We start from the raw sequence: 21,181 nt of genomic DNA on the forward strand, positions 1-21,181 counted from the left end.
AGGTCTCCCTCATCGGCTTCGCGCTGCTGATGGCGGCCATCATCGGCGGCGGCTGGGTCGCCGGCACCGAGTGGGGTCAGGCGATCTTCCACCTCGATCGCACCACGATCGCGTGGGGCATCATCGTCTACGGCTTCATCGCCGCAGTGCTCCCCGTCTGGCTGCTGCTCGCCCCGCGCGACTACCTGTCGACCTTCATGAAGATCGGCGTCATCGTCATGCTCGCCGGCGCGATCGTGCTCGTGCGCCCCGAGATCACGGTGCCGGCCGTCAGTGTCTTCGGCGAGAACGGGATGGGGCCGGTGTTCGCCGGTCCGCTCTTCCCGTTCCTCTTCGTGACGATCGCCTGCGGCGCCCTGTCGGGCTTCCATGCGCTGATCGCATCGGGCACCACCCCGAAGCTCGTCGAGAAGGAGCGCCAGACGCGCTTCATCGGCTACGGCGGGATGCTGATGGAATCCTTCGTCGCGATCATGGCCCTCGTCGCCGCGATCTCGATCGACCAGGGCATCTACTTCGCGATGAACGCCCCGACGGCAGTGACCGGAGGCACGGTCGAGGGTGCCGTCGCCTTCGTGAACTCCCTCGGGCTCACGGGGGTGAACCTCACACCCGAGATGCTCACCGGCACCGCGCAGGCGGTCGGCGAGGAATCCATCGTCTCGCGCACCGGTGGCGCGCCGACCCTGGCGCTCGGTCTCGCCCACATCATGCAGCAGGCCCTCGGCGGCCAGGCGCTCATGGCGTTCTGGTACCACTTCGCGATCATGTTCGAGGCGCTGTTCATCCTCACCGCGGTGGATGCCGGCACCCGCGTCGCCCGCTTCATGCTGCAGGACTCGATCGGGGCCTGGTTCCCCAAGTTCCGTGACGTGTCCTGGCGCCCCGGGGTCTGGATCTGCACCGCGATCATGGTGGCCGGCTGGGGAGCGATCCTCATCCTCGGCGTCACCGACCCGCTCGGCGGCATCAACACGTTCTTCCCGCTGTTCGGCATCGCGAACCAGCTGCTCGCCGCGATCGCGCTCGCCGTGGTGATGGCCATCGTCGCCAAGCGCGGCAAGAGCTACATCAAGTGGCTGTGGATCATCGGGCTGCCGCTCGCGTTCACCGCCGTGGTGACGATCACCGCGTCGCTGTACAAGATCGCCTCCCCCGTGCCGGCCATCGGCTACTGGGCGAACCACTTCCGCTACGTCGCGGCGCGGGACAGCGGCGACACGTCGCTGGGCGCCCCCGAGGTGCTCGAGGCCGTCATCCGCAACACCGCCGTGCAGGGCACCCTGTCGATCATCTTCGTCACCCTGGCGATCATCGTGATGGTCGCCGCCGTGGTCGTGACGGTCAAGGCCATCCGCAACGGCGGCGGGGAGAACACCGAGGAGACCCCTGTCGCCTCGCGGCGGTTCGCCCCGGCCGGATTCCTCCCGAGCCCGGCCGAACGCGAGCTGGAGAAGGAATGGGAGCCGATCCTCGCCGACGAGCGCTCGACGTCGGGGCACTGAGATGGCCGACATCGCGAACCGGACGGATGCCGCGACCACCCTCCTGCGGACGCTGCTCGGCGCCGCGGGGCGGGTGGGCCGCGGCATCCGCTGGTACATCACCACCCTGATGGGCGACAGCGCCTACGCCACCTATGTCGCCCATCAGCAGCGGCAGCATCCGGGCGAGGAGCCGATGACGGAGCGGCAGTTCTGGCGGCAGCGGATGGACGATCAGGATCGAAACCCGGGTGCGCGCTGCTGCTGAGCATGCGCCCTTCGTCTCGTCGCTTCGCTCCTCGCTCAGGATCCGCGGAGCGAGACGAAGGGCGTACTACGCGGATGGGCGCGCTGCGGCTGCGTGTGCGCCCTTCGTCTCGTCGCTGCGCTCCTCGCTCAGGAGGCGGAGGTGGTGAGGGCGCTCCTCGCTCAGGGGGGCGGAGGTGGTGAGGGCGCTCCTCGCGGAGGTGGGGACGGAGCGAGACGAAGGCGGAGCCGGACACGCGGATCTAGGCTGAGGGCATGAACGACGTCGTCCTCGCCGCGATCCTCGGCGTGCTCGGCGGCATCGTGCTCTCGGTGCTCCTGCTGCTCGCGCGGCGGCTCGCCCGTGGGTCGGCCGACCTCGGCAGCGATGCCGAGCGTGCGGCGCTGCAGGCGCTGCATCAGGCGAGCCTCGCCGCCCCGCATCTGCGCGCGGGGCTCGCCGGCCCCGATGTCGTCAAGGCCGCCAGGCACCTGCGGGTGCTGCTCGGCAGCGCGGCCGTCGCGATCGTGGGCGACGACGACGCCCTGTCGATGGACGGGGCCTCCGAGGGGCTGGAACCGGCCGCCGTGCGCATCGCCCAGCAGGTGCGCGGCTCGGGCCGGCGACAGGTGTTCCGCTCACCGGACGGGCGGGCCGACGACCTCGAAGGCGTGGGCGCGCCGATCGTCGTCGACGGGCAGGTCATCGGCGTGGTCGTCGCCTTCGCGTCGCCGGTGGGCGCCGCTCTCGTGCGCGCGGCCCAGGAGGTCGCCGACTGGTGCGCGGCGCAGGTCGAGCTCGGCAGCCTCGACGCCTCGCGCACCCAGCTGGCCGAGGCCGAGCTGCGGTCTCTCCGCGCGCAGATCTCGCCGCACTTCATCTACAACGCGCTGACCGCGATCGCGTCGTTCATCCACACCGATCCGATGCGCGCGCGCGACCTCGTGCTCGAGTTCGCCGACTTCACCCGGTACTCGTTCCGTCGGCAGGGGGAGTTCACGACGCTCGCGGAGGAGCTCGGCAGCATCCACTCCTTCCTCGAGCTCGAGCGCGCCCGGTTCGGCGAACGTCTGCGGGTCACCCTGCGGATCGCGCCGGAGACCCTCGCGACCGTCATCCCGTTCCTCTCGGTGCAGCCGCTGGTCGAGAACGCCGTGCGTCACGGCATCGAACCGGGGGAGGGCGGCGGAGAGATCCGCATCGTCTCGCGTGATGACGGGACGCACACCGAGGTGACCGTCGAGGACGACGGCGTGGGCATGGACCCCGACGGACTGCTCGCCACGCTCACCGCGGCGGACGACGGGCTGCACGTGGGGCTGCGCAACGTCGACACCCGGCTGCGTCAGCTGTACGGGCCCGACGGCGGCCTCGTCGTCGAGACGAACACGGGCGCGGGTACCCTGGTGCGCATGCGGGTGCCGAAGTCGCAGCCGCAGCACGACCCGGACAACGACTGAGGCTTCGATGACGACCGAGATGCGCATGATCGACGTGCTCGTCGCCGACGACGAGAAGCCCGCCCTCGACGAGCTCGTGCATCTGCTGCGCCTCGATCCGCGCATCGGGGAGGTGCTCACGGCGACCTCGGGTGTCGACGCCCTTCGTCTGCTCTCGCAGCGCGTCGTGCGCATCGCATTCCTCGACATCCACATGCCGGGCCTGCGGGGGACCGAGTTGGCCCGCTCGCTGCTCACCCTCGCGACGGCGCCGGCGGTCGTGTTCGTCACGGCCGACGAGGCCCGCGCGGTCGAGGCCTTCGAGCTGCGCGCCGCCGACTACCTGCTCAAACCCGTGCGCATCGAGCGCCTGCGCCGCGCCATCGACCGCGTGATCGATCTGGGCGAGGTCGCCGCCCCCGCCGATGACGAGACACTGCCGGTGACGGTGGGATCAGCGGTGCGCTTCGTCCGGCGCAGTGAGGTGCGCTGGGTGCAGGCGCAGGGGGACTACTCGCGGCTGCACACCGCCGACGGCGGACATCTCGTGCGCATCCCGATCTCCGAACTGGAGGCCCGATGGACGGATGCCGGCTTCCTGCGCATCCACCGCTCGACCCTCGTCCGTTCGGCGGCGGTGACCGAGGCGCGGCTGTCGGGGGCGGATCCTGCGGTCGTGGTGGATGCCGCGGTGCTGCCCGTGAGCAGACGTCTGGTGCCCGCGGTGCGCGATGCCCTGTTGCGGGTGGAGGGCGCACCGTGACCGAGGCCCCGAAGCGCGTGCGGGTCACCGCTCACGACCCGACGCGGCGTGCGGCACCGTCGACGCGCGGCATCGCGCTGCCCGGTTCCCCTGTCGACGAGGCGGATGCGGTGTTCGTCCGCGCGCTGATGCGCAGCCAGCTGCGGCTCGCGCTCGGCACGGTCGCGGGCTTCGTGCTGGTGGTCGTCGCGCTGACCCTGGCCATCGCCCTGATCCCCGAGATCGATCGATTCGTCGTGTGGGGGCTGCCGCTGTCGTGGCTGCTGCAGGCGTATGCCTTCTATCCGCTCATCCTCGTCTTCGCAGTGCTCCACGTGCGCACGGCGGCCCGCAACGAGCGGCGCTTCCGTGCGCTGCGTGACCGCGAATGAACGCCGTGCTCGACCTGGTCGGCATCGCGCTCGTCGTGGTCGCGACCCTGCTGATCGGCGTGTACGGGTTGCGCATCTCCCGCACCACCGGAGACTTCTTCGTCGCCTCGCGCACCGTGCGGCCGGTGTGGAACGCCTCGGCGATCAGCGGCGAGTACCTCTCGGCCGGCACGTTCCTCGGACTCTCCGGGCTCGTGCTGCTCGACGGCGCACGGGGCTTCTGGTTCCCGATCGGCTATGCGGCCGGCTACCTGCTCGTCCTCGTGTTCGTCGCGGCGCCGCTGCGGCGCAGCGGCGCGTACACGATCCCCGACTTCATCGAGGCGCGACTCGAATCGACGGCGGCTCGCCGGGTGACCAGCATCGCGGTGCTCGTGATCGGCTGGCTGTACATCGTCCCGCAGCTGCACGGTGCGGGCATCACTTTGCTCGTCGTCGCGGGCATGCCCGAATGGGTCGGCGCCGTGCTCGTCGCGGTGCTCGTCGCCGCAGCGGTCGCCGCCGGAGGCATGCGGGCGATCACGTACGTGCAGGCCTTCCAGTACTGGCTCAAGGTCACGGCGCTGCTCGTGCCCGTCGTGTGCATCGCGTTCGCACTGAGCGGCGGACCGCACGACTTCGACCCCGCGCTCGTGTTCCCCGCCGAGGCGGGGCCGTCGGGGTTCGACGCGTACCAGACGGCATCCCTGCTCATCGCGCTTCTGCTGGGGACGATGGGTCTGCCGCACGTGCTCGTGCGCTTCTATACGAGCCCGACCGGGGTCTCGGCCCGGCGGACCACCGTGATCGTGATCGGAATGGTGAGCGCGTTCTACGCGGTGTCGAGCACCATGGGGCTTCTCGCACGCATCGCCGCCCCCGATCTCGCGGTGCCCGGTGTCGCCGACACCGTCGTGCTGCTGCTCCCGTCGAGGGTGTTCCCCGGCTTCGCCGGCGAGCTCCTGACAGCGCTCATCGTCGCCGGTGCGTTCGCGGCCTTCCTCGCGACCTCCGCCGGTCTCGTGGTGTCGCTCGCCGGCGTCATCAGCCAGGATGTGTTCTCCGGATCGGTGCGCTCCTTCCGCCTCTCGGCCGTGCTGTGCGCGCTGGTGCCGCTCGCGGTCGCTCTCCTCACCGCACCGGCCGGGCTCGGTTCGAGCGTCGGCGTCGTCTTCGTGGTCGCGGCGTCGACGCTGTCGCCGGTCGTGCTGCTCGGGGTCTGGTGGCGCGGTCTCACGGCTCGAGGGGCGGTCGCCGGGATGCTGTCGGGCGGCGTCGCCGCGGGCCTGGCGCTGCTGGTCCACGGGCTGATCGGCGGTGTGGGCGCGGCCGCCCCGTACCTCGCCCAGCCGGCGGCGTGGACGATCCCGCTTGCGGCCGTCGTCACGGTCGTGGTGTCGCTGCTCGATCCGCGGGGGCCGTCTCCGCGCACCCAGAGATTCCTCACCCGGGTGCACTCGCCCGAGCGTCGTTGAGGCTCCTCGCGCGGTGCGGCGGCCCTGGCGCACGTCGCCGATCGACCATTGGCGAGTCCTCTGGCCGTTCGTCCAGTAATCGTCCCCGACCCTGGTGTGTGGCCGAAAGTCGGGCGTACGTTGAGCGGCGGTGCGGCAACACCTCCGTACCCTGATCACCGGGAGAAGCACATGGGTCGAACACCCCTCCGGATGGCAGCCGCCACCACCTTGGCCACGCTGTTCATCGCCTCGACGGCAACCGCAGGCTACGCAGGCACGGAGGAGGTGAACCCCACTCCCGTCGACGGCACACCGGGTCATTACATCGTCGTGCTGAAGTCCGACCCGCTCGCGAGCTACACCGGAGAGGTCGACGGCCTCCGGGCGACGAAGCCCGCCGAGGGGGAGCAGCTCGAGACGGAGTCCCAGGACTCCCAGCGCTACGTCGAGCACCTCGAGACGGAGCAGCGGACGGTGGCCGAGGAGGCCGGCGTCACTCCTGATATCAGCTACCAGGTCGTCCTCAACGGGTTCAGCGCCGAGCTCACGGGCGAGCAGGTCGACACGCTGCGCGCGTCGAAGGACGTGTACGACGTGTACCCCGACTTCATCCGCCACCCGGATGCCCAGACATCGACGGACTTCCTCGGTCTGGGTGACGACAAGAAGGGCCGCGGCGGGATCTGGCAGCAGACCGGCGGCGTCGAGAAGGCCGGCGAGGGCGTGGTCGTGGGCGTCATCGACACGGGCATCGCCCCCGAGCATCCGTCGTTCGCGGGCAAGAAGCTGAAGAAGCAGCCCAAGAAGGACAAGCGCCACAAGGGCGGCGAGCCCTACACCGACGGCACGTCCGTCTACTTCGACAAGTCCGACGGCGGCCAGTTCCGCGGCGAGATGGTCGAGGCGCAGGAGTGGGACAAGGGCGACTACTCGTCGAAGCTCATCGGCGCCCGGTACTTCTTCACCGGAGCGCAGGCGGCGGGCTTCGACTTCCAGTACGACTACCTCTCGCCGCGTGACGGCGACGGCCACGGTTCGCACACCGCGAGCACCGCGGCAGGAAACTTCGGCGTGAAGGCATCGATCGAGGATGTCGACTTCGGCAAGGTCTCGGGTGTCGCCCCCGGCGCCAAGGTCGCCGCCTACAAGGCCTGCTACGTCGGACCCGATGAGACCGTCACCACCGACGACATCTGCGCCGGCAGCGACCTCATCGCCGCGATCGACCAGGCCGTCGCCGACGGCGTCGACGTGATCAACTACTCCATCGGCGGCGGAGCGGCATCCACCGTGCTCGCCCCCGAGGACATCGCATTCTTCAACGCGGCAGCAGCCGGCGTCTTCGTCGCGACGAGCGCGGGCAACGACGGACCCGATCCGGTGACCGCCGACCACGCCTCGCCCTGGTACACGACGGTCGCGGCATCCACCATCCCGACGTGGGAGGGCACCGTGCAGTTCGAGGGCTTCGCGCAGGCGGGTGCCTCGGTGAGCGTGCCGTTCGGCACGACCGTCACCGGTCCCTCGCTCTACGCCGGCGATGCGCCGGCCGCAGGGCAGACGCCCGCCGACGCGGCACTCTGCCTGCCGGGAAGCCTCGACCCTGCGAAGATCGCCGGTCATATCGTGGTCTGCGACCGCGGCGGCAACGCGCGGGCCGAGAAGTCCCAGGTCGTGAAGGATGCCGGCGGAACAGGTGTCGTCCTCGTGAACGTCCCCGGTGGCGCCGACTCGCTCGACAACGACTTCCATGCCGTGCCCACCGTGCACCTCGCCTCCGCGTACCGCGCCGCCGTGCTCGGCTACGTGCAGGGCGGCGTCGACCGTCCGATCTCCCTCGTGGGCAAGAACACGACGGGCGTGACGCCGCCGGTGCCGCAGATCGCCGGGTTCTCGAGCCGTGGGCCCATGCTCGCCGACGGCAGCGACATCATGAAGCCCGACATCGCGGCTCCGGGTGTGGCGATCCTCGCGGCGACGCAGAACGCGCCCGGAGAGACGCCGACCTTCGGCATCCTGTCGGGCACCTCGATGGCGTCTCCGCACATCGCCGGCCTCGCCGCGCTCTACCTGGGCGAGCGTCCGAACGCGAAGCCGGCCGAGATCAAGTCGGCCATGATGACCACCGCGTACGACACGGTGAACGCCGACGGATCGCCGAACACGGATCCGTTCCAGCAGGGTGCGGGTCAGGTCGACCCGAAGCGCTACTTCAACCCGGGGCTGCTGTACCTCAACGACGTGGCCGACTGGACCGCGTACCTCGAGGGCAAGGGCCTCGCCGACTTCCCCGGAGAGCCGATCGACGGCAGCGACCTCAACGTCGCGTCGTTCTCGATCGGGTCGCTGGCGAGCGCGCAGACCGTCACCCGCACGGTCACGGCGACCGAGAAGGGCACCTTCACGGCATCCGTCGACCTGCCGGGTGTGAACGCGACGGTGCAGCCGTCGACGCTGAAGTTCACCAAGCCGGGCCAGACCGCGACGTATACGGTGACGTTCGACAATGAGAGCGCGCCGGTCGAGCAGTGGGCGACCGGATCGCTCACGTGGACGAGCAAGAAGAACACGGTGCGCTCACCGATCGCGGTCTTCCCGGTCACGGCGGATGCTCCGGCCGAGGTGTCCGGCACCGGTGTCGACGGGTCGACGTCGGTCGAGATCACGCCGGGCGTCGACGGGGATCTCGCACTCGGACTGTCGGGTCTCACGCCGTTCACGCTGCTCGAGGACCCGGACGGCCGCGTGGTCGGGCACTCGGGCGACGAGGCGTCGGGAGACGCCGACAAGAACGTGTCGTGGATCGTCGACGTGCCCGAGGGAGCCGCGCTCTCGCGCTTCGATCTTGACTCGTCCGACGACACCGGAAGCGACCTCGACCTCACGGTCTACCGCGTGGTCGGCCCTGACGACCTGAGCTACTACGAGCGCTGGCAGTCGGCCACGGGCTCGGCAGACGAGCAGGTGACGCTGACCGCACCGACGGCCGGTACCTACCTGGTGGTCGCGAACGTGTATTCCACGTCGGCGCCGATGACGTGGGACATGACCTACGCCACCGTGCAGGCCGACGGCGAAGGCACGTTCACGGCGAACCCGAACCCCGTCCCCGCTGTGCGCGGACAGGCGACGAGCTACGAGCTGAGCTGGACCGGCCTGACCGCGGGCACCCGCTATCTCGGACTCGTGCAGTACGGCGACTCGGCGGTGCAGACCGTCGTCACGGTCGACACGCCGTAGCAGTCAACACGCCGCTCAGATCGTTGAGCGAGCAGCTGAGCAGCGAGACGAAACGCGGTGGGTATGCAGCATCGGCTCACCGCGTTTCGTCTCGGTCGACTCCGTCGTCCTCGCTCAACGACCGGGGGAAGGGAGGATCAGATCCGGCGGCCGCGCGGCATCAGTCGCACGTCGGGCAGGGGAGGAGCGGGGATGCGCACATCGTGACCCTCCACGGTCCCGAAGCGCGGGGATGCCGCTTCCCAGTCGGTGCGCGCGTCGACGATCTCCTCGTGCGTGCGGCCGGCGAAGTTCCACCACATGACGATCTCGTCGTCGAACGGCTCCCCGCCGATCAGGAACAGTAGTGCTCCCTGGGCGCTCGTGACCTCGACCTCGTCGCGGGAGTCGCCGAGGTAGAGCACATCGTTCTGCGTCATCCCGTGCGTCGCGACCTGCGCGTCGCCCTCGACGAGCATGATCGCGTGCTCCCAGTCCGTGCGCAGCGGCAGACGGACGCGGGTGCCCGCCGGCACCGCGATCTCGGCACCGACGATGGGCGTGTGCACGGTCGCCGGCGACACGACCTCGGCGAACTCCCCGAGCACGACGGTCGCCGTGGCATCCGGGCCCTCCTCGGCCGGAAGCGTCAGGGTGGGCAGGTCGGCGTGGCGTTCGAAGCCGCCGACTCCCTGCCGGGCGCCCTCGGGCAGCACGACCCAGAGCTGCAGCGCATCGAGCGGGATCGGCTCCTCACCGATCGAGTACTCCGAGTGCGAGATGCCGTTGCCCGCGGTCATCAGGTTGAGCTGGCCCCGGCGCAGGTCGGCATCGCTGCCGAGCGAGTCACGATGCCGGATCTCGCCGATCAGCGGCCAGGTCACGGTCTGCAGTCCGATGTGCGGATGCGGCTCGACGCGCATCCGGGTGTCCGCCGGACCGAACCGATCGAGGAAGCACCAGGCTCCGATCGTGGGGAGGTTGCGGTGCGGCAGTACGCGCAGCACGCTCATGCCCCGCACGCCGCCGAGCGGGACCTCGCGCGGCTCGAGGACGATGCGCCGCTGTCCGATCATCACGCCTCCGCGGGGGCGGTGCCGGGGCGCTTCGGCCAGCGGATCTCGGCGCCGGGGATCTCGTGGCTCTCGAGGTACCTGGCGATGTACGGGCACAGCGGCACGATCGCCTCGCCGGAGGCGGCGGCATCCGTCAGCGCCCTCTCCGCCAGGATGCCGGCGAGCCCCTGTCCCTGGAAGGCCGGGTCCAGTTCGGTGTGGGTGAAGCGGATCGCGCCGGGCCGGAGCTGGAACTCGGCGTAGCCGGCGAGCGCGCCGTCGGTGCGGATCTCGTAGCGGGACTCGTCGTCGACGCGGGTGACGGTGATGTCGGTCATCGGAGGCTCCTTCGGGCGTGTGGATCCAACCTACGCCCGGCGGGACGCGGTCGGGGCGCCCCGGCGTCGGTGGGGATCGTTACGCTGGAGGGATGCCGCAGACTCCCCGGGATCCGTACGAGGATCTGCCCTACGCCGATGAGCCGTGGGACGCCGCGGGGTGGGAACCGTCCGAGCCGCCCGAGCCGATGGACTGGGAACCGCAGGGCGCCGGGTTCGAGCCTCCGCTCGACTGGGGGCCCGGTCCCGTGACGCCGGTGACCACGAATGCCGGGTGGTCGGCGACCCGCCGGGCGGTATCCTCCACGGCACCCGCCCCCGCGGCACGCCGTGCGGCGCCGAGCCGGTACCCGACCGCCGCCGAGGCGCTGCACACGGTCTTCGGCTACGACGAGTTCCGGGGCGACCAGGCGGCGATCGTCGAGCAGGTCATCGCCGGCGGCGACGCGGTCGTGCTCATGCCCACCGGCGGCGGCAAGAGCGTCACCTACCAGGTGCCCGCGCTGGTGCGGGAGGGCACGGGCCTCGTGGTCAGCCCGCTGATCGCCCTCATGCACGACCAGGTCGACGCTCTACGCGCGAACGGAGTGAACGCCGCCTACCTCAACTCGACGCAGTCGATCGAGGAGCGCCGCGATGTCGAGCGCGCCTACGTCGCGGGCGAGATCGACCTCCTGTACGTCGCTCCCGAGCGGCTGTCGTCTCCGCAGACCACCGCTCTCCTGCAGCGCGGAACCCTCAGCGTCATCGCCATCGACGAGGCGCACTGCGTGTCGCAGTGGGGCCACGACTTCCGCCCCGATTACCTCGCGCTGGGCGATCTCGGCGAACGGTTCCCCGGCGTGCCGCGCATGGCGCTCACCGCGACCGCCACCAGGGCCACGCACAAGGAGCTCACCGAGCGACTGCACCTCGACGAGGCGAAGCACTATGTCGCGAGCTTCGACCGCCCCAACATCCAGTATCGGATCGTGCCGAAGGTCGATCCGCGCAAGCAGCTCGTCTCGTTCATCCGCGCGCAGCCCGAGGGGTCGGTCGGCATCGTCTATGCGCTGAGCCGCAAGTCGGTCGAGCAGACGGCCACCTACCTCGCCGCGCAGGGATTCGACGCACTGCCGTATCACGCGGGGCTCCCCGCCGAGGTGCGCGCGACCAATCAGTCGCGGTTCCTGCGCGAAGACGGCGTCGTGATGGTCGCCACGATCGCCTTCGGGATGGGCATCGACAAGCCGGACGTGCGGTTCGTCGCCCACATCGATCTGCCCAAGTCCGTCGAGGGCTACTACCAGGAGACGGGTCGCGCGGGTCGCGACGGAGAGCCCTCGATCGCGTGGATGGCGTACGGACTGGGCGACGTGGTGCAGCAGCGCCGCATGATCGATCAGAGCCCCGGCGACCGCACCTTCAAGATGCGCCTCGGCCAGCACCTCGACGCGATGCTCGCGCTCTGCGAGACGGTGGAATGCCGTCGGCAGAACCTGCTCGGATATTTCGGGCAGGAGTCGCAGCCGTGCGGCAACTGCGACACGTGTCTCGACGAGACCGAGACGTTCGACGGGCTGGTCCCTGCGCAGAAGCTCCTGTCGACGATCGTGCGGCTCAAGCGCGAACGCAATCAGTCCTTCGGCGCCGGGCACCTGATCGACATCCTCCGCGGGGCCTCGACCGAGCGCATCCGCCAGCAGGGGCACGAGAAGATCGCCACCTACGGCATCGGCGCCGACCTCTCCGATCAGGACTGGCGCAGCGTGGTGCGTCAGCTGCTCGCACGCGGCATCATCGCGGCGCAGGGCGATTACGGCACGCTCGCCCCCGGCGAGCTCGCCCCGGGCGTTCTGAAGGGCGAGGTCGCGGTGCCGCTGCGCAAGGACACGATCGGGCGTCCGACGTCATCCCCGCGGGCGCGCAAGGCGAGTGCGGCGGATGCTCTCGATGCCGGCGACCGCGGTCTGTTCGAAGCGCTGCGCGCCTGGCGGGCCGAGACGGCTCGCGAAGAGGGGAAGCCGGCGTACATGGTCTTCGGCGACGCGACGCTGCGCGCGCTCGCCGAGCATCGCCCCGCCTCTCTCGCCGATCTCGACGGCATCACCGGCATCGGCGCGAAGAAGCGCGACGGCTACGGCGAAGGCGTGCTCGCGGTCATCGCCTCGGCCTGAGCGCGGCCGGCGCCGGCTCGGACTCCACTTTCCGGTAGGGCCCGACTCCTCTGCGCCTACGTCTGCGCCTACGCTCGTGCGGAGGGGAGCAGATCGGCGAGATGCGCGCGAAGGTGGCTCGCGACATCCACGGCCTCACGGTCGTACAGCCACTGGTACTGCAGGCCGTCCCACATCGCGATCAGCCAGATGGCCTCGTGCTCGGGGTCGCGGTGCGCCGACAGATCGCCGTCGCGCTGGGCGAGACGGAAGAGCTCGGCGAAGTAGTCGATGGCCCGCTCGAAACGCTCGGCGAAGTAGTCGTGGGCGGGGTGCGCCGACGGCACGGCCTCGCACGACAGCACCGCGTACACCTCGATGAGGCCGGGCTCGTCGAGTGCGCTCACGGTCGCCCCCTCGGGCAGGACCCGCAGCGCGTCGCTCGCTCTCTCGGGCGGTGCGCCGTCGGCGCCGTCCTGGATCGCACGGTCGCGTTCCGCGAGCACCGCCCTCAGCAGCAGCTCTTTGCTCGGGTAGTGGTGCAGCAGCGTGGACTTCGACACCCCGACCGCCTTCGCGATGTCGCTGAGGCTGGTGTCGCCGTACCCGCCGCGGGAGAACAGCCGCATGGCGTCGGCGACGATCTGCGTGCGGCGACGCCGTCCCGACGCGTAGCCGGGTGCACCGGCGGCGTCGCTGTCGACCAGCGGCACCTGCAACGAAGGCAGGGGCCCGGACGGCATCGTGGTCGGCGCCGGCTGATCGGGCTCGCGCCAGCCCGGGGGCAGGGCCCACAGCGACTCCCGTTCCTCGAGCATCCGCACGACGTCGACGCGCGCAGGCAGATACTGCGAGACCAGCTGCAGTCCGTCCCATCCGGCCATGTGCCGGGTGGTCTCCTCCGCCACCGCGCGGTCGGGGTCGATCGTCCCGTGCAGGGCGGCGTCGGACATCACCTCCGTGCTGAGCCCGCGCAGCCTCTCGTAGCGGTCTCGCATCCGCTCGTGTGCGGGATGCTCGGGGGCTGACGCTTCGCCGGTGAGTGCGGCGAAGAGCTCGAGGTAGCCGGGTGTGCCGGCGTTGCGACGCGCGACGTCGGCGAAGATCAGCTCGCCGGACTCGGCGGCGGCGACGAGGAGGTCGAAGGACCTTTCGTTGTCGGATTCGAAACAGGCCACGACCTCGGCGAGCAGGTCGTCCTTCGACGCGAAATGACCGAGGAGTCCGGGGTGGCTGACCGAGGCGGCCGCGGCGATGTCCCGCAGCGAGGTCGAGCGATACCCGTGGGCGACGAAGAGAGCGCGCGCCGCGTCGACGATCCGCGTCCTGGTCGCGGCGGTGCGCGCCTGGCGCGAGCCCGTCATGGCTTCTGTCGTCATCGCCGCCCCCTTCCCACCATTCTCTCTCATTACCACTCGGTCGACATTCACTTACCAATCGGTCGAGATTCGTGTATCGTCGTGCTCGAGCCGAGTCGTGGACGACCGGCGAACCCGTGCCCGAAAGGACCCCCCGTGACAGAGCTGTCATCGGCCGCCACCGCGGCTGCCGCCGGAACCACCGGTGTGAAACTGCCCGGAACCACCCCGCGCAAGACACCGCGCGGCTACACCCCCGGACTCGCCGCCGTGAACTTCGGCGTGTACCTGGCGCTCCTCACTCCCGTCATGGTGTCGATGGCCTTCAAGATCCAGCGCCTCGACCCGGTGAACACCGAGGGCAGCCTCGGACTCGTGATGGGAGTCGGCGCCGCCTTCGCCCTCATCGCGAACCCGCTCGTCGGCCGACTGTCGGATCGCACCACCTCCCGGTGGGGTATGCGGCGACCGTGGATCCTCGGCGGGGCGATCGTGGGCCTCGGCGGCTTCGTGATCATCGGCGCCGCGACGTCGGTGCTCGTCGTCATGCTCGCGTGGTGCCTCGTGCAGGCATCCATGAACGCGGTCCTCGCCGCGGCGAACGCCACCCTGCCCGACCAGGTCCCCGTCTCCAGCCGTGGCAAGGTCTCGGGAATCGTCGGCATCACGACGCCCATCGGCATCCTCGCCGGCAGCTTCATCGTCAACTTCCTCCCCGGTGACTTCGAGCGATTCGTCGTGCCCGCCGTCATCGCGCTGATCCTCGTCGTCGTCTTCGTGCTCACGCTCAAGGACCGCCGCCTCACCGAGAAGCCCGCGACCCCCTTCACGATCGGCACGTTCTTCGGCTCCTTCGTCTTCAACCCCCGCAAGCACCCCGACTTCGGCTGGACCTGGCTGACCAAGTTCTTCGTGATGTTCGGCTACGCCGGCATCGCGACCTTCCTCCCGCTCTACCTGGTGACCAAGTTCGCCCTCGACGAGCAGGGCGCCGTGAGCACGATCCTGATCGCCAATCTGGCCTCGATGGCGGCGATGGCCGTCTCCGCGCCGCTCGGTGGCTTCCTCTCCGACAGGATCGGCAAGCGCCGCCCCTTCGTCGCGGTCGCCGGACTGATCATGGTCGTCGGCCTCGTGATCCTCGCCGTCGCCCCCACGATCGCCGTGGTGATCGTCGCGCAGGCCATCATCGGTCTGGGCGCCGGCTCGTTCCTGTCGGTCGACCTCGCTCTCGCGACCGAGGTGCTTCCCAACCCCGACGACGTGGCCAAGGACCTCGGCGTGCTCAACATCGCCAACGCCCTGCCCCAGTCGATCGCACCCGCGATCGCCCCGAGCATCATCGCGCTCGGGGCCGCCACCCCGCTCGGCGGATACACCACCTGGTACCTGTTCGGCGCGCTCGTCGCGCTGGCCGGCGCCGTGCTCGTCTACCGCATCAAGGGAGTCAAGTGACCATGACCGCGGCCGATGCGATCACCGCTCGCCCCTGGCTCGACGCGAGTCTTCCGGTCGACGAGCGGGTGCAGCTCCTCCTCGACGAGATGGCGGTCGAGGAGAAGGCGGGCCTCTTCTTCCACACCATGATCGCCATCGGCGATCTCGACGAGACGAACCCCGTCTTCGCGACCCCGAGCGCACGCGAGTTCGTGCACGTCAAGAACATGACCCACTTCAACCTGCTGGGTGCGGCACCGACCGGCAGGGAGATCGCCGCGTGGCAGAACGCCCTGCAGCGGCTCGCCGCGAGCACCCGGCTCGGGATCCCGGTGACGCTGTCGACCGATCCTCGGCACTCGTTCAGCGAGAACCCCGGTGCCTCGATCCTCGCCGGTCCCTTCTCGCAGTGGCCGGAGACACTCGGGCTCGCGGCGACCAGAGACCCCGATCTGGTGCAGCGATTCGCTGATATCGCTCGACAGGAATATACGGCTGTCGGACTCCGTGTCGCCCTGCACCCGCAGGTGGACCTCGCGACCGAGCCTCGCTGGGCGCGGCAGACCGCGACCTTCGGAGAGGACGCCGAGCTGGCCGGTATTCTCGGCGCGGCATATATCCGAGGCTTCCAGGGCGAGTCCTTCGGACCGGGATCCGTGTCGACCATGACGAAGCACTTCCCGGGTGGGGGACCGCAGAAGGACGGAGAGGATCCGCACTTCCCGTACGGCCGGGAGCAGGTCTATCCGGGTGGTCGGTTCGAGCTGCACCTGAAGCCGTTCGAGGATGCCCTCGCGGCCGGTACGCGGCAGATGATGCCCTACTACGGCATGCCCGTCGGCACCGAGTTCGAGGAGGTCGGATTCGGTTTCAACAGGTCGGTGATCACGGGACTGCTCCGCGAGCGGTTCGGCTTCGACGGCCTGGTGTGCACCGACTGGGGGCTGATCAACGACGCAGAGATCTTCGGCCAGCCGTTCCCTGCCAGGGCGTGGGGGGTCGAGGACCTGACGCCGCGGGAGCGGATGCGCAAGGTGATCGACGCGGGCGTCGACCAGTTCGGTGGCGAGGACTGCCCTGAACTGCTGCTCGAGCTCGTCGCCGACGGTTCGGTGACCGAGGAGCGGCTGGACGTCTCGGCCCGACGGATCCTCCGCGAGAAGTTCGAGCTCGGTCTCTTCGAGGACCCGTTCGTCGATGAGGATGCGGCCGACGAGGTCGTGGGGCGAGCCGAGTTCCGCGCGGCAGGAGAGGCCGCCCAGCGGGCGTCGGTGACAGTGCTCACGAACCGGGGCGCTCTGCCGTTCGCGGCCGGACTGCGGCTGTACGTCGAGGGCATCGAGGCCGAGGTCGCGGCTGCCTACGGCGAGGTCGTGGCGAGTCCCGCGGAGGCGGATCTCGCGATCCTCCGGCTGCAGGCCCCGTTCGAGCAGCGAGCGACCACGTTCGAGAACTTCTTCCACGCCGGGTCTCTCGAGTTCGCGGAGGAGGTCGTCGCTCACGTGGTCGAGATCGCCACCGCCGTGCCTACCGTCGTGGACGTGCTCGCGGATCGTCCCCCGATCCTGCAGCCGATCGTCGACGCCGCGGCCGCGGTCACGGTGAACTGGGGGGCGTCCGGAGCCGCGCTTCTCGATGTCCTGAGCGGGGTCGCGCCTGCGCGCGGTGCCTTGCCCTTCGACCTCCCGCGCTCGATGTCGGCGGTCGAGCAGTCGCGTCCCGATGTGCCGTTCGACACCGCCGACCCGCTCTTCCGATTCGGTCACGGTCTCACCCTCTGACGAGCGCTCCGCTCTGTCGCCGGCACCGTCCGGCGACACCCGACAACCGCCCCGCAGGTTTGACCTGCGGGGCGGTTTCGCATGCCGGCGGGGTCTCTCTCGCCCGTGGCGATTCGTCTTCGAGCGTCGCGCCTGGAGGACAACCTGTGGAGCGGTTCTCGTAAGACGCGTATGAACGTCTCCCAATATGACGCCAACCGAACATTCACTGGACGATTCCTGGACTTAACCCGAGACTTCCCGCAATACTGTCTGGACATGCGCTCGGTCGACACCTGTCGACGCCTGGGGAGGGCCTTGTGAAGCGGAACATCTGCATCACGGGAGAGGCGAATGGAAATTCTTGAGGGGAAGGCTTTGCGGCGACGCAGGGCCATCGGGGGAGGCATCGCCGGCGTGACCGTCGGCGCCGTGATCCTGGCGAGTGCACTGATACCCACAGCGGCGAATGCCGCTCCTGGCGACGAGTCCGCATCGAGCTCACGATTCCTGAGCGGGAGCCTCCTGCTCGGGGGAGTGCCGCTCGACGATGTGGTCTCGCTCGCCGGCGTGGAGACGAGCAACAACGGCGTTCCGACGCCTGACACCGACACGGGCTCGCTCGATCTGACGGCGCTGAATGCTCTGAACCTCGAGATCCCGGGTGGCCTCAGCGTGCCGCTCAGCGGCTTCCTCCAGCTCGGTGCCGTGAACCAGTACTCGCAGTCGTCGGATGCGGGCGTCTCCCGCGCCGCGACCGGTGCCGTGAACGACAGCGGTGTCGTCGACACCACGGGCGGCGGGGCGTATCCCGCGAACGCCTCGCTGAACCTCCAGGGTCTGCTCGGCTCCACCGTCACCGCAGCGGTCGCCGACCTCGACATCTCGCTCGAGGCGATCAGCTCCGAGGTGTCCCTCGACGGCGCCGGCGTCGTCGCACGCGACTACAACGTCGCCGGCGGAGACCTGCAGCTGACGCTGCCCGCGGTCGGCGGTCTGGCGACGACGCTCACCGGTCCCGGTGGCGTGGCCTCGACGGTCGATACCGCCGTGGCGACCCTGGCCGGCCCCAACGGGCTGCTCGCCGGGGCCCTCGCGACTCTGAACCCGGTGCTCGCGCCGATCCTCGGAGGCAGCGGTATCGACATCGCCATCACCACCGATGTCGCCGGCGCGCTGAACACCGTGCTCGACACTCCCGTCGGCGACGGCGTGGTCACGGTCAATCTGCGCACGGGCGCCGTCGGGGCAGACCTCGACGCCCTGCTCGCCGACACGACCGGCCACGGTCTCAACGGGCTCGGAGTCAACGAGGAGGTGCTCTCGACCGCGGTGCTGAACAACCTCATCACCCGCGTGGGCAACGTCCTCGAGACGGTTCCCACGCTCGTCCAGACCGCGCTGACCTCGACGCTCAACGCCGCGACGCTGAACGTGAACGTCGCCGCCTGCGTCGTCGGCACGGGCCCGACCTGCACGGTGCCCGTCGTCGACATCGGCACCGGCCTGCAGGTCTCGGTCGTCAACCAGACGCTGGGCAGCGTCGTCGCGGGCACCGCGACGGCGACCGTCGCGCTCAAGGTCGCAGGCGCGCAGGTCGCCGTCCCCGTCGGAACGCTCCTCGGTGCGCTGACCGGGCCGCTCAACACCACCCTGTTCGGACCGACCGGTGTGATCGCAACGGTCATCCCGACGGTGACCACCGCCGTGACCTCGATCGTCACGGCGCTCGACCCGGTGGTCGGGCTTCTGAACGGCGTGGTCTCGCTGCGCGGCAACGTGCAGCCGGACAACGGTCCGATCTACAGCCAGGAGGCGTTCGTCCTCACCGTGGGTGATGTGCTCGGAACCGGCGGCGTCGGAACCATCGTCCTCGCACACGCGCAGGCGGGGCCCAACGCCCTCGCGGCAATCGTCCCGACGGTCGACGCGGCGCCCACCGTGCAGGCGGGGACGAACCTTCCCGTGACCGGCTCCGGCTGGCCCGCGAACACCGACGTGGCCGTCACGGTCACCGCCCCGGGCGGCGGCGCGGTCGCAGGTCCGGTCACGCTGACGACCGACGGAGCGGGGGGCTTCACGGGATCCGTCCCGATCCCCGTGGGGACGACCCCCGGTGCCGGCTTCACCGTCACCGCCACGGACGGCACGAGCACGGCGACCGACACGACCGAGGTCACCGCAGCGGCGGCGATCGACGCGGCACCCGCTGTGCAGGCGGGCACCGACCTGCTCGTCTCCGGTACGAACTGGCCCGCGAACACGCAGCTCTCGGTGCAGCTCACGGCCCCAGGCGGGGGCGCGAACATCGGCGGTCCCGAATCGGTCACCACCGACGGATCCGGCTCGTTCACGTTCGACTACCCCGTACCGGCAGGCACTCCTGCGGCTGCCGGCTACACGGTCACCGCGACCGTCGGCACCCAGACGGCGACCGACACGACCGAGGTGACGGATGCTCCCGTCGCGGCGATCGATGCCGCGGCGACGGTGCAGGCCGGAACGAACCTCGCGGTCTCGGGAACGACCTGGCCCGCGAACACCCTGGTGTCGGTGCAGCTGACCGCGCCCGGTGGCGGCGCGAACGTCGGCGGTCCTGCGACGGCGACCACGAACGGCGCCGGCGAGTTCACACTGGCCTACCCCGTGCCCGCTTCGGCGGTTCCCGGCACCGCGTACACGGTCACGGCGACCGCAGGTGCGGTCACGGCGATCGACACGACGGAGGTCACGGCCGCCGCGGCAGTGGATGCTGCGCCCACCGTGCAGGCAGGCACCAGCCTTCCCCTCACGGGTACCGGCTGGCCGGCGAACACCGACGTCGCGGTGCAGCTGACCGCACCGGGCGGCGGCAACGTCGGCGGCCCGGAGACGGTGACGACGGACGGAACCGGCGGCTTCACGCTGGACTACCCGGTCCCCGGTGGGGCAGTCCCCGGCCCGGGATACACGGTCACGGCGACCGTCGGCACCCAGACGGCGACCGACACGACCGAGGTGACGGCCGCGGCTGCGGTCGACGCCGCCGACACGGTGCAGGCGGGTGCGAGCCTTCCCATCACCGGAACCGGCTGGCCGGCGAACACCGATGTGACGGTGCAGCTGACCGCCCCCGGCGGGGGCACGAACGTCGGCGGTCCGCTGGTGGTGACCACCGACGGCTCGGGAGGGTTCACGGCGGACTACCCGGTTCCCGCGAACACCCCGCCGGCCACGGGATACACCGTGACGGCCACCGTCGGCGGTCAGACCGCGACCGACACGACCGAGGTCACGGCCGCGGCGACGGTCGATGCTGCGGCGACGGTCGAGGCGGGAACGAATCTCGCGGTCTCCGGTACCACCTGGCCGGCGAACACCGATGTCACGGTGCAGCTGACCGCGCCGGGCGGCGCGGTGATCGGCACCCCGCAGGTGGTGACGACGGGCGGGCTCGGCGGCTTCGCGCTGCAGTACCCGGTTCCGGCCGGCACCCCCGCAGGCACGGGCTACACCGTGACGGCGAGCGTGGGTGCGCAGACGGCGACCGACACGACCGAGGTCACGGCGGCTCCTGTCGTCGTGGATGCGGCCGCATCGGTTCCCGCGGGCACCAACCTCGCCGTGACCGGCACGGGTTGGCCCGTGAACTCCTCGGTGTCGCTGCAGCTCACGGCACCGGGCGGTGGCGCGAACGTCGGTGGTCCGGTGACCGCGACGACCGACGGATTCGGTGCGTTCACGGTGAACTATCCCGTTCCCGCCGAGACGGTTCCTGGCACGGGCTACACGCTCACGGCCACGTCGGGTGCGTTCAGTGCCACGGACACCACCGAGGTGACCGCGGGCGACCCGGGCGACGTCAACACGAACGCGGCGGCCTCGGCATCCGCGTCGGCTGACGCGACCGCAGACGGCGACCCGTCGGCGCAGGCGGCGGCAGTGGCTGCCGCTCTGGCCGATGCGACGTCGGATGCCTCCGCGGCGGCCACGGTCGATGCGACGTCCGCGGCGCAGGCCGCGGCGACGACGGACGCCTCGACCACCGCATCCACCGACGTCACATCCACGGCCAACGCTTCGGCGGCGGTCGCGGCGCAGGCGGCGGCGCAGGCGGATGCGTCGGACGACGTGAACGCGGATGCCTCCACGGCGGCGGA

Annotated in this window: 14 protein-coding genes; 11 read left to right on the top strand and 3 right to left on the bottom strand. The window is 70.3% G+C overall.

Annotation, left to right across the window (positions count from 1 at the left end):
* The 7 genes from ABTZ43_RS13120 to ABTZ43_RS13150 form a co-directional block, all read left to right on the top strand.
* Window positions 1-1,505: carbon starvation CstA family protein (locus ABTZ43_RS13120; protein ID WP_350539149.1), on the top strand; the 1,505-nt coding region annotated here is incomplete at its 5' end.
* Window position 1,506: 1 nt separating this feature from the next.
* Window positions 1,507-1,752, top strand: a complete 246-nt coding sequence (locus tag ABTZ43_RS13125) for a YbdD/YjiX family protein (RefSeq protein WP_350539150.1) — start codon at window positions 1,507-1,509, stop codon at window positions 1,750-1,752.
* Window positions 1,753-2,006: 254 nt separating this feature from the next.
* Complete coding sequence (locus ABTZ43_RS13130) at window positions 2,007-3,191, top strand: sensor histidine kinase (RefSeq protein ID WP_350539151.1); 1,185 nt, start codon at window positions 2,007-2,009, stop codon at window positions 3,189-3,191.
* A gap of 25 nt (window positions 3,192-3,216) precedes the next feature.
* Window positions 3,217-3,933, top strand: coding sequence for a LytR/AlgR family response regulator transcription factor (locus ABTZ43_RS13135; RefSeq protein WP_350539161.1), 717 nt, complete (start codon window positions 3,217-3,219; stop codon window positions 3,931-3,933).
* On the top strand, window positions 3,930-4,304 hold the full coding sequence (locus ABTZ43_RS13140; protein ID WP_149423999.1) for a heavy metal transporter: 375 nt from the start codon (window positions 3,930-3,932) through the stop codon (window positions 4,302-4,304). Before ABTZ43_RS13135 ends, ABTZ43_RS13140 begins: the two co-directional genes overlap by 4 nt.
* Window positions 4,301-5,758: a sodium/solute symporter gene (locus ABTZ43_RS13145; RefSeq protein WP_350539152.1), complete on the top strand. Its 1,458-nt coding sequence runs from the start codon at window positions 4,301-4,303 to the stop codon at window positions 5,756-5,758. The genes ABTZ43_RS13140 and ABTZ43_RS13145 overlap by 4 nt, the downstream gene beginning before the upstream one ends.
* 192 nt (window positions 5,759-5,950) lie before the next feature.
* The gene (locus tag ABTZ43_RS13150; RefSeq protein WP_350539153.1) at window positions 5,951-8,980 is read left to right on the top strand and encodes a S8 family serine peptidase; all 3,030 of its coding nucleotides are present in this window, start codon (window positions 5,951-5,953) and stop codon (window positions 8,978-8,980) included.
* A 137-nt stretch (window positions 8,981-9,117) separates the two neighbouring features.
* On the opposite strand, the gene ABTZ43_RS13155 is transcribed toward ABTZ43_RS13150, so the two are convergent.
* The gene (locus ABTZ43_RS13155) at window positions 9,118-10,035 is read right to left on the bottom strand and encodes a pirin family protein (protein WP_350539154.1); all 918 of its coding nucleotides are present in this window, start codon (window positions 10,033-10,035) and stop codon (window positions 9,118-9,120) included.
* Window positions 10,035-10,352, bottom strand: coding sequence for a GNAT family N-acetyltransferase (locus tag ABTZ43_RS13160; protein WP_045254946.1), 318 nt, complete (start codon window positions 10,350-10,352; stop codon window positions 10,035-10,037). The genes ABTZ43_RS13155 and ABTZ43_RS13160 overlap by 1 nt, the downstream gene beginning before the upstream one ends.
* A gap of 92 nt (window positions 10,353-10,444) precedes the next feature.
* Here ABTZ43_RS13160 and recQ point away from each other — a divergent pair, with 92 nt between their 5' ends.
* Window positions 10,445-12,508, top strand: coding sequence for a DNA helicase RecQ (gene recQ / locus ABTZ43_RS13165; protein WP_350539155.1), 2,064 nt, complete (start codon window positions 10,445-10,447; stop codon window positions 12,506-12,508).
* A 68-nt stretch (window positions 12,509-12,576) separates the two neighbouring features.
* Here recQ and ABTZ43_RS13170 read toward each other — a convergent pair whose 3' ends face one another.
* Window positions 12,577-13,866 carry a TetR/AcrR family transcriptional regulator gene (locus ABTZ43_RS13170; protein WP_350539156.1) on the bottom strand — a complete coding sequence of 430 codons (1,290 nt, stop codon included), beginning with the start codon at window positions 13,864-13,866 and terminating at the stop codon, window positions 12,577-12,579.
* A 135-nt stretch (window positions 13,867-14,001) separates the two neighbouring features.
* Here ABTZ43_RS13170 and ABTZ43_RS13175 point away from each other — a divergent pair, with 135 nt between their 5' ends.
* From ABTZ43_RS13175 to ABTZ43_RS13185, 3 genes are all read left to right on the top strand, one after another.
* Window positions 14,002-15,300 (top strand): MFS transporter, encoded by a 1,299-nt coding sequence (locus ABTZ43_RS13175; protein ID WP_056413389.1) that lies wholly within the window; start codon window positions 14,002-14,004, stop codon window positions 15,298-15,300.
* Between the two features lie 2 nt (window positions 15,301-15,302).
* Complete coding sequence (locus tag ABTZ43_RS13180; RefSeq protein WP_350539158.1) at window positions 15,303-17,063, top strand: glycoside hydrolase family 3 protein; 1,761 nt, start codon at window positions 15,303-15,305, stop codon at window positions 17,061-17,063.
* Window positions 17,064-17,396: 333 nt separating this feature from the next.
* Window positions 17,397-21,181 (top strand): choice-of-anchor G family protein (locus ABTZ43_RS13185; RefSeq protein ID WP_350539160.1); only part of this gene is annotated, 3,785 nt, incomplete at its 3' end.

Origin of the sequence: Microbacterium sp. NPDC097977, assembly GCF_040302605.1 — a bacterium.
Classification (GTDB): Bacteria; Actinomycetota; Actinomycetes; order Actinomycetales; family Microbacteriaceae; genus Microbacterium.

Coding starts and splice junctions, on each gene's coding strand:
- recQ (WP_350539155.1), top strand. CDS start 10,445: ATGCCGCAGACTCCCCGGGATCCGTACGAGGATCTGCCCTACGCCGAT.
- ABTZ43_RS13170 (WP_350539156.1), bottom strand. CDS start 13,866: ATGACGACAGAAGCCATGACGGGCTCGCGCCAGGCGCGCACCGCCGCG.
- ABTZ43_RS13160 (WP_045254946.1), bottom strand. CDS start 10,352: ATGACCGACATCACCGTCACCCGCGTCGACGACGAGTCCCGCTACGAG.
- ABTZ43_RS13135 (WP_350539161.1), top strand. CDS start 3,217: ATGATCGACGTGCTCGTCGCCGACGACGAGAAGCCCGCCCTCGACGAG.
- ABTZ43_RS13145 (WP_350539152.1), top strand. CDS start 4,301: ATGAACGCCGTGCTCGACCTGGTCGGCATCGCGCTCGTCGTGGTCGCG.
- ABTZ43_RS13180 (WP_350539158.1), top strand. CDS start 15,303: ATGACCGCGGCCGATGCGATCACCGCTCGCCCCTGGCTCGACGCGAGT.
- ABTZ43_RS13130 (WP_350539151.1), top strand. CDS start 2,007: ATGAACGACGTCGTCCTCGCCGCGATCCTCGGCGTGCTCGGCGGCATC.
- ABTZ43_RS13155 (WP_350539154.1), bottom strand. CDS start 10,035: ATGATCGGACAGCGGCGCATCGTCCTCGAGCCGCGCGAGGTCCCGCTC.
- ABTZ43_RS13125 (WP_350539150.1), top strand. CDS start 1,507: ATGGCCGACATCGCGAACCGGACGGATGCCGCGACCACCCTCCTGCGG.
- ABTZ43_RS13150 (WP_350539153.1), top strand. CDS start 5,951: ATGGCAGCCGCCACCACCTTGGCCACGCTGTTCATCGCCTCGACGGCA.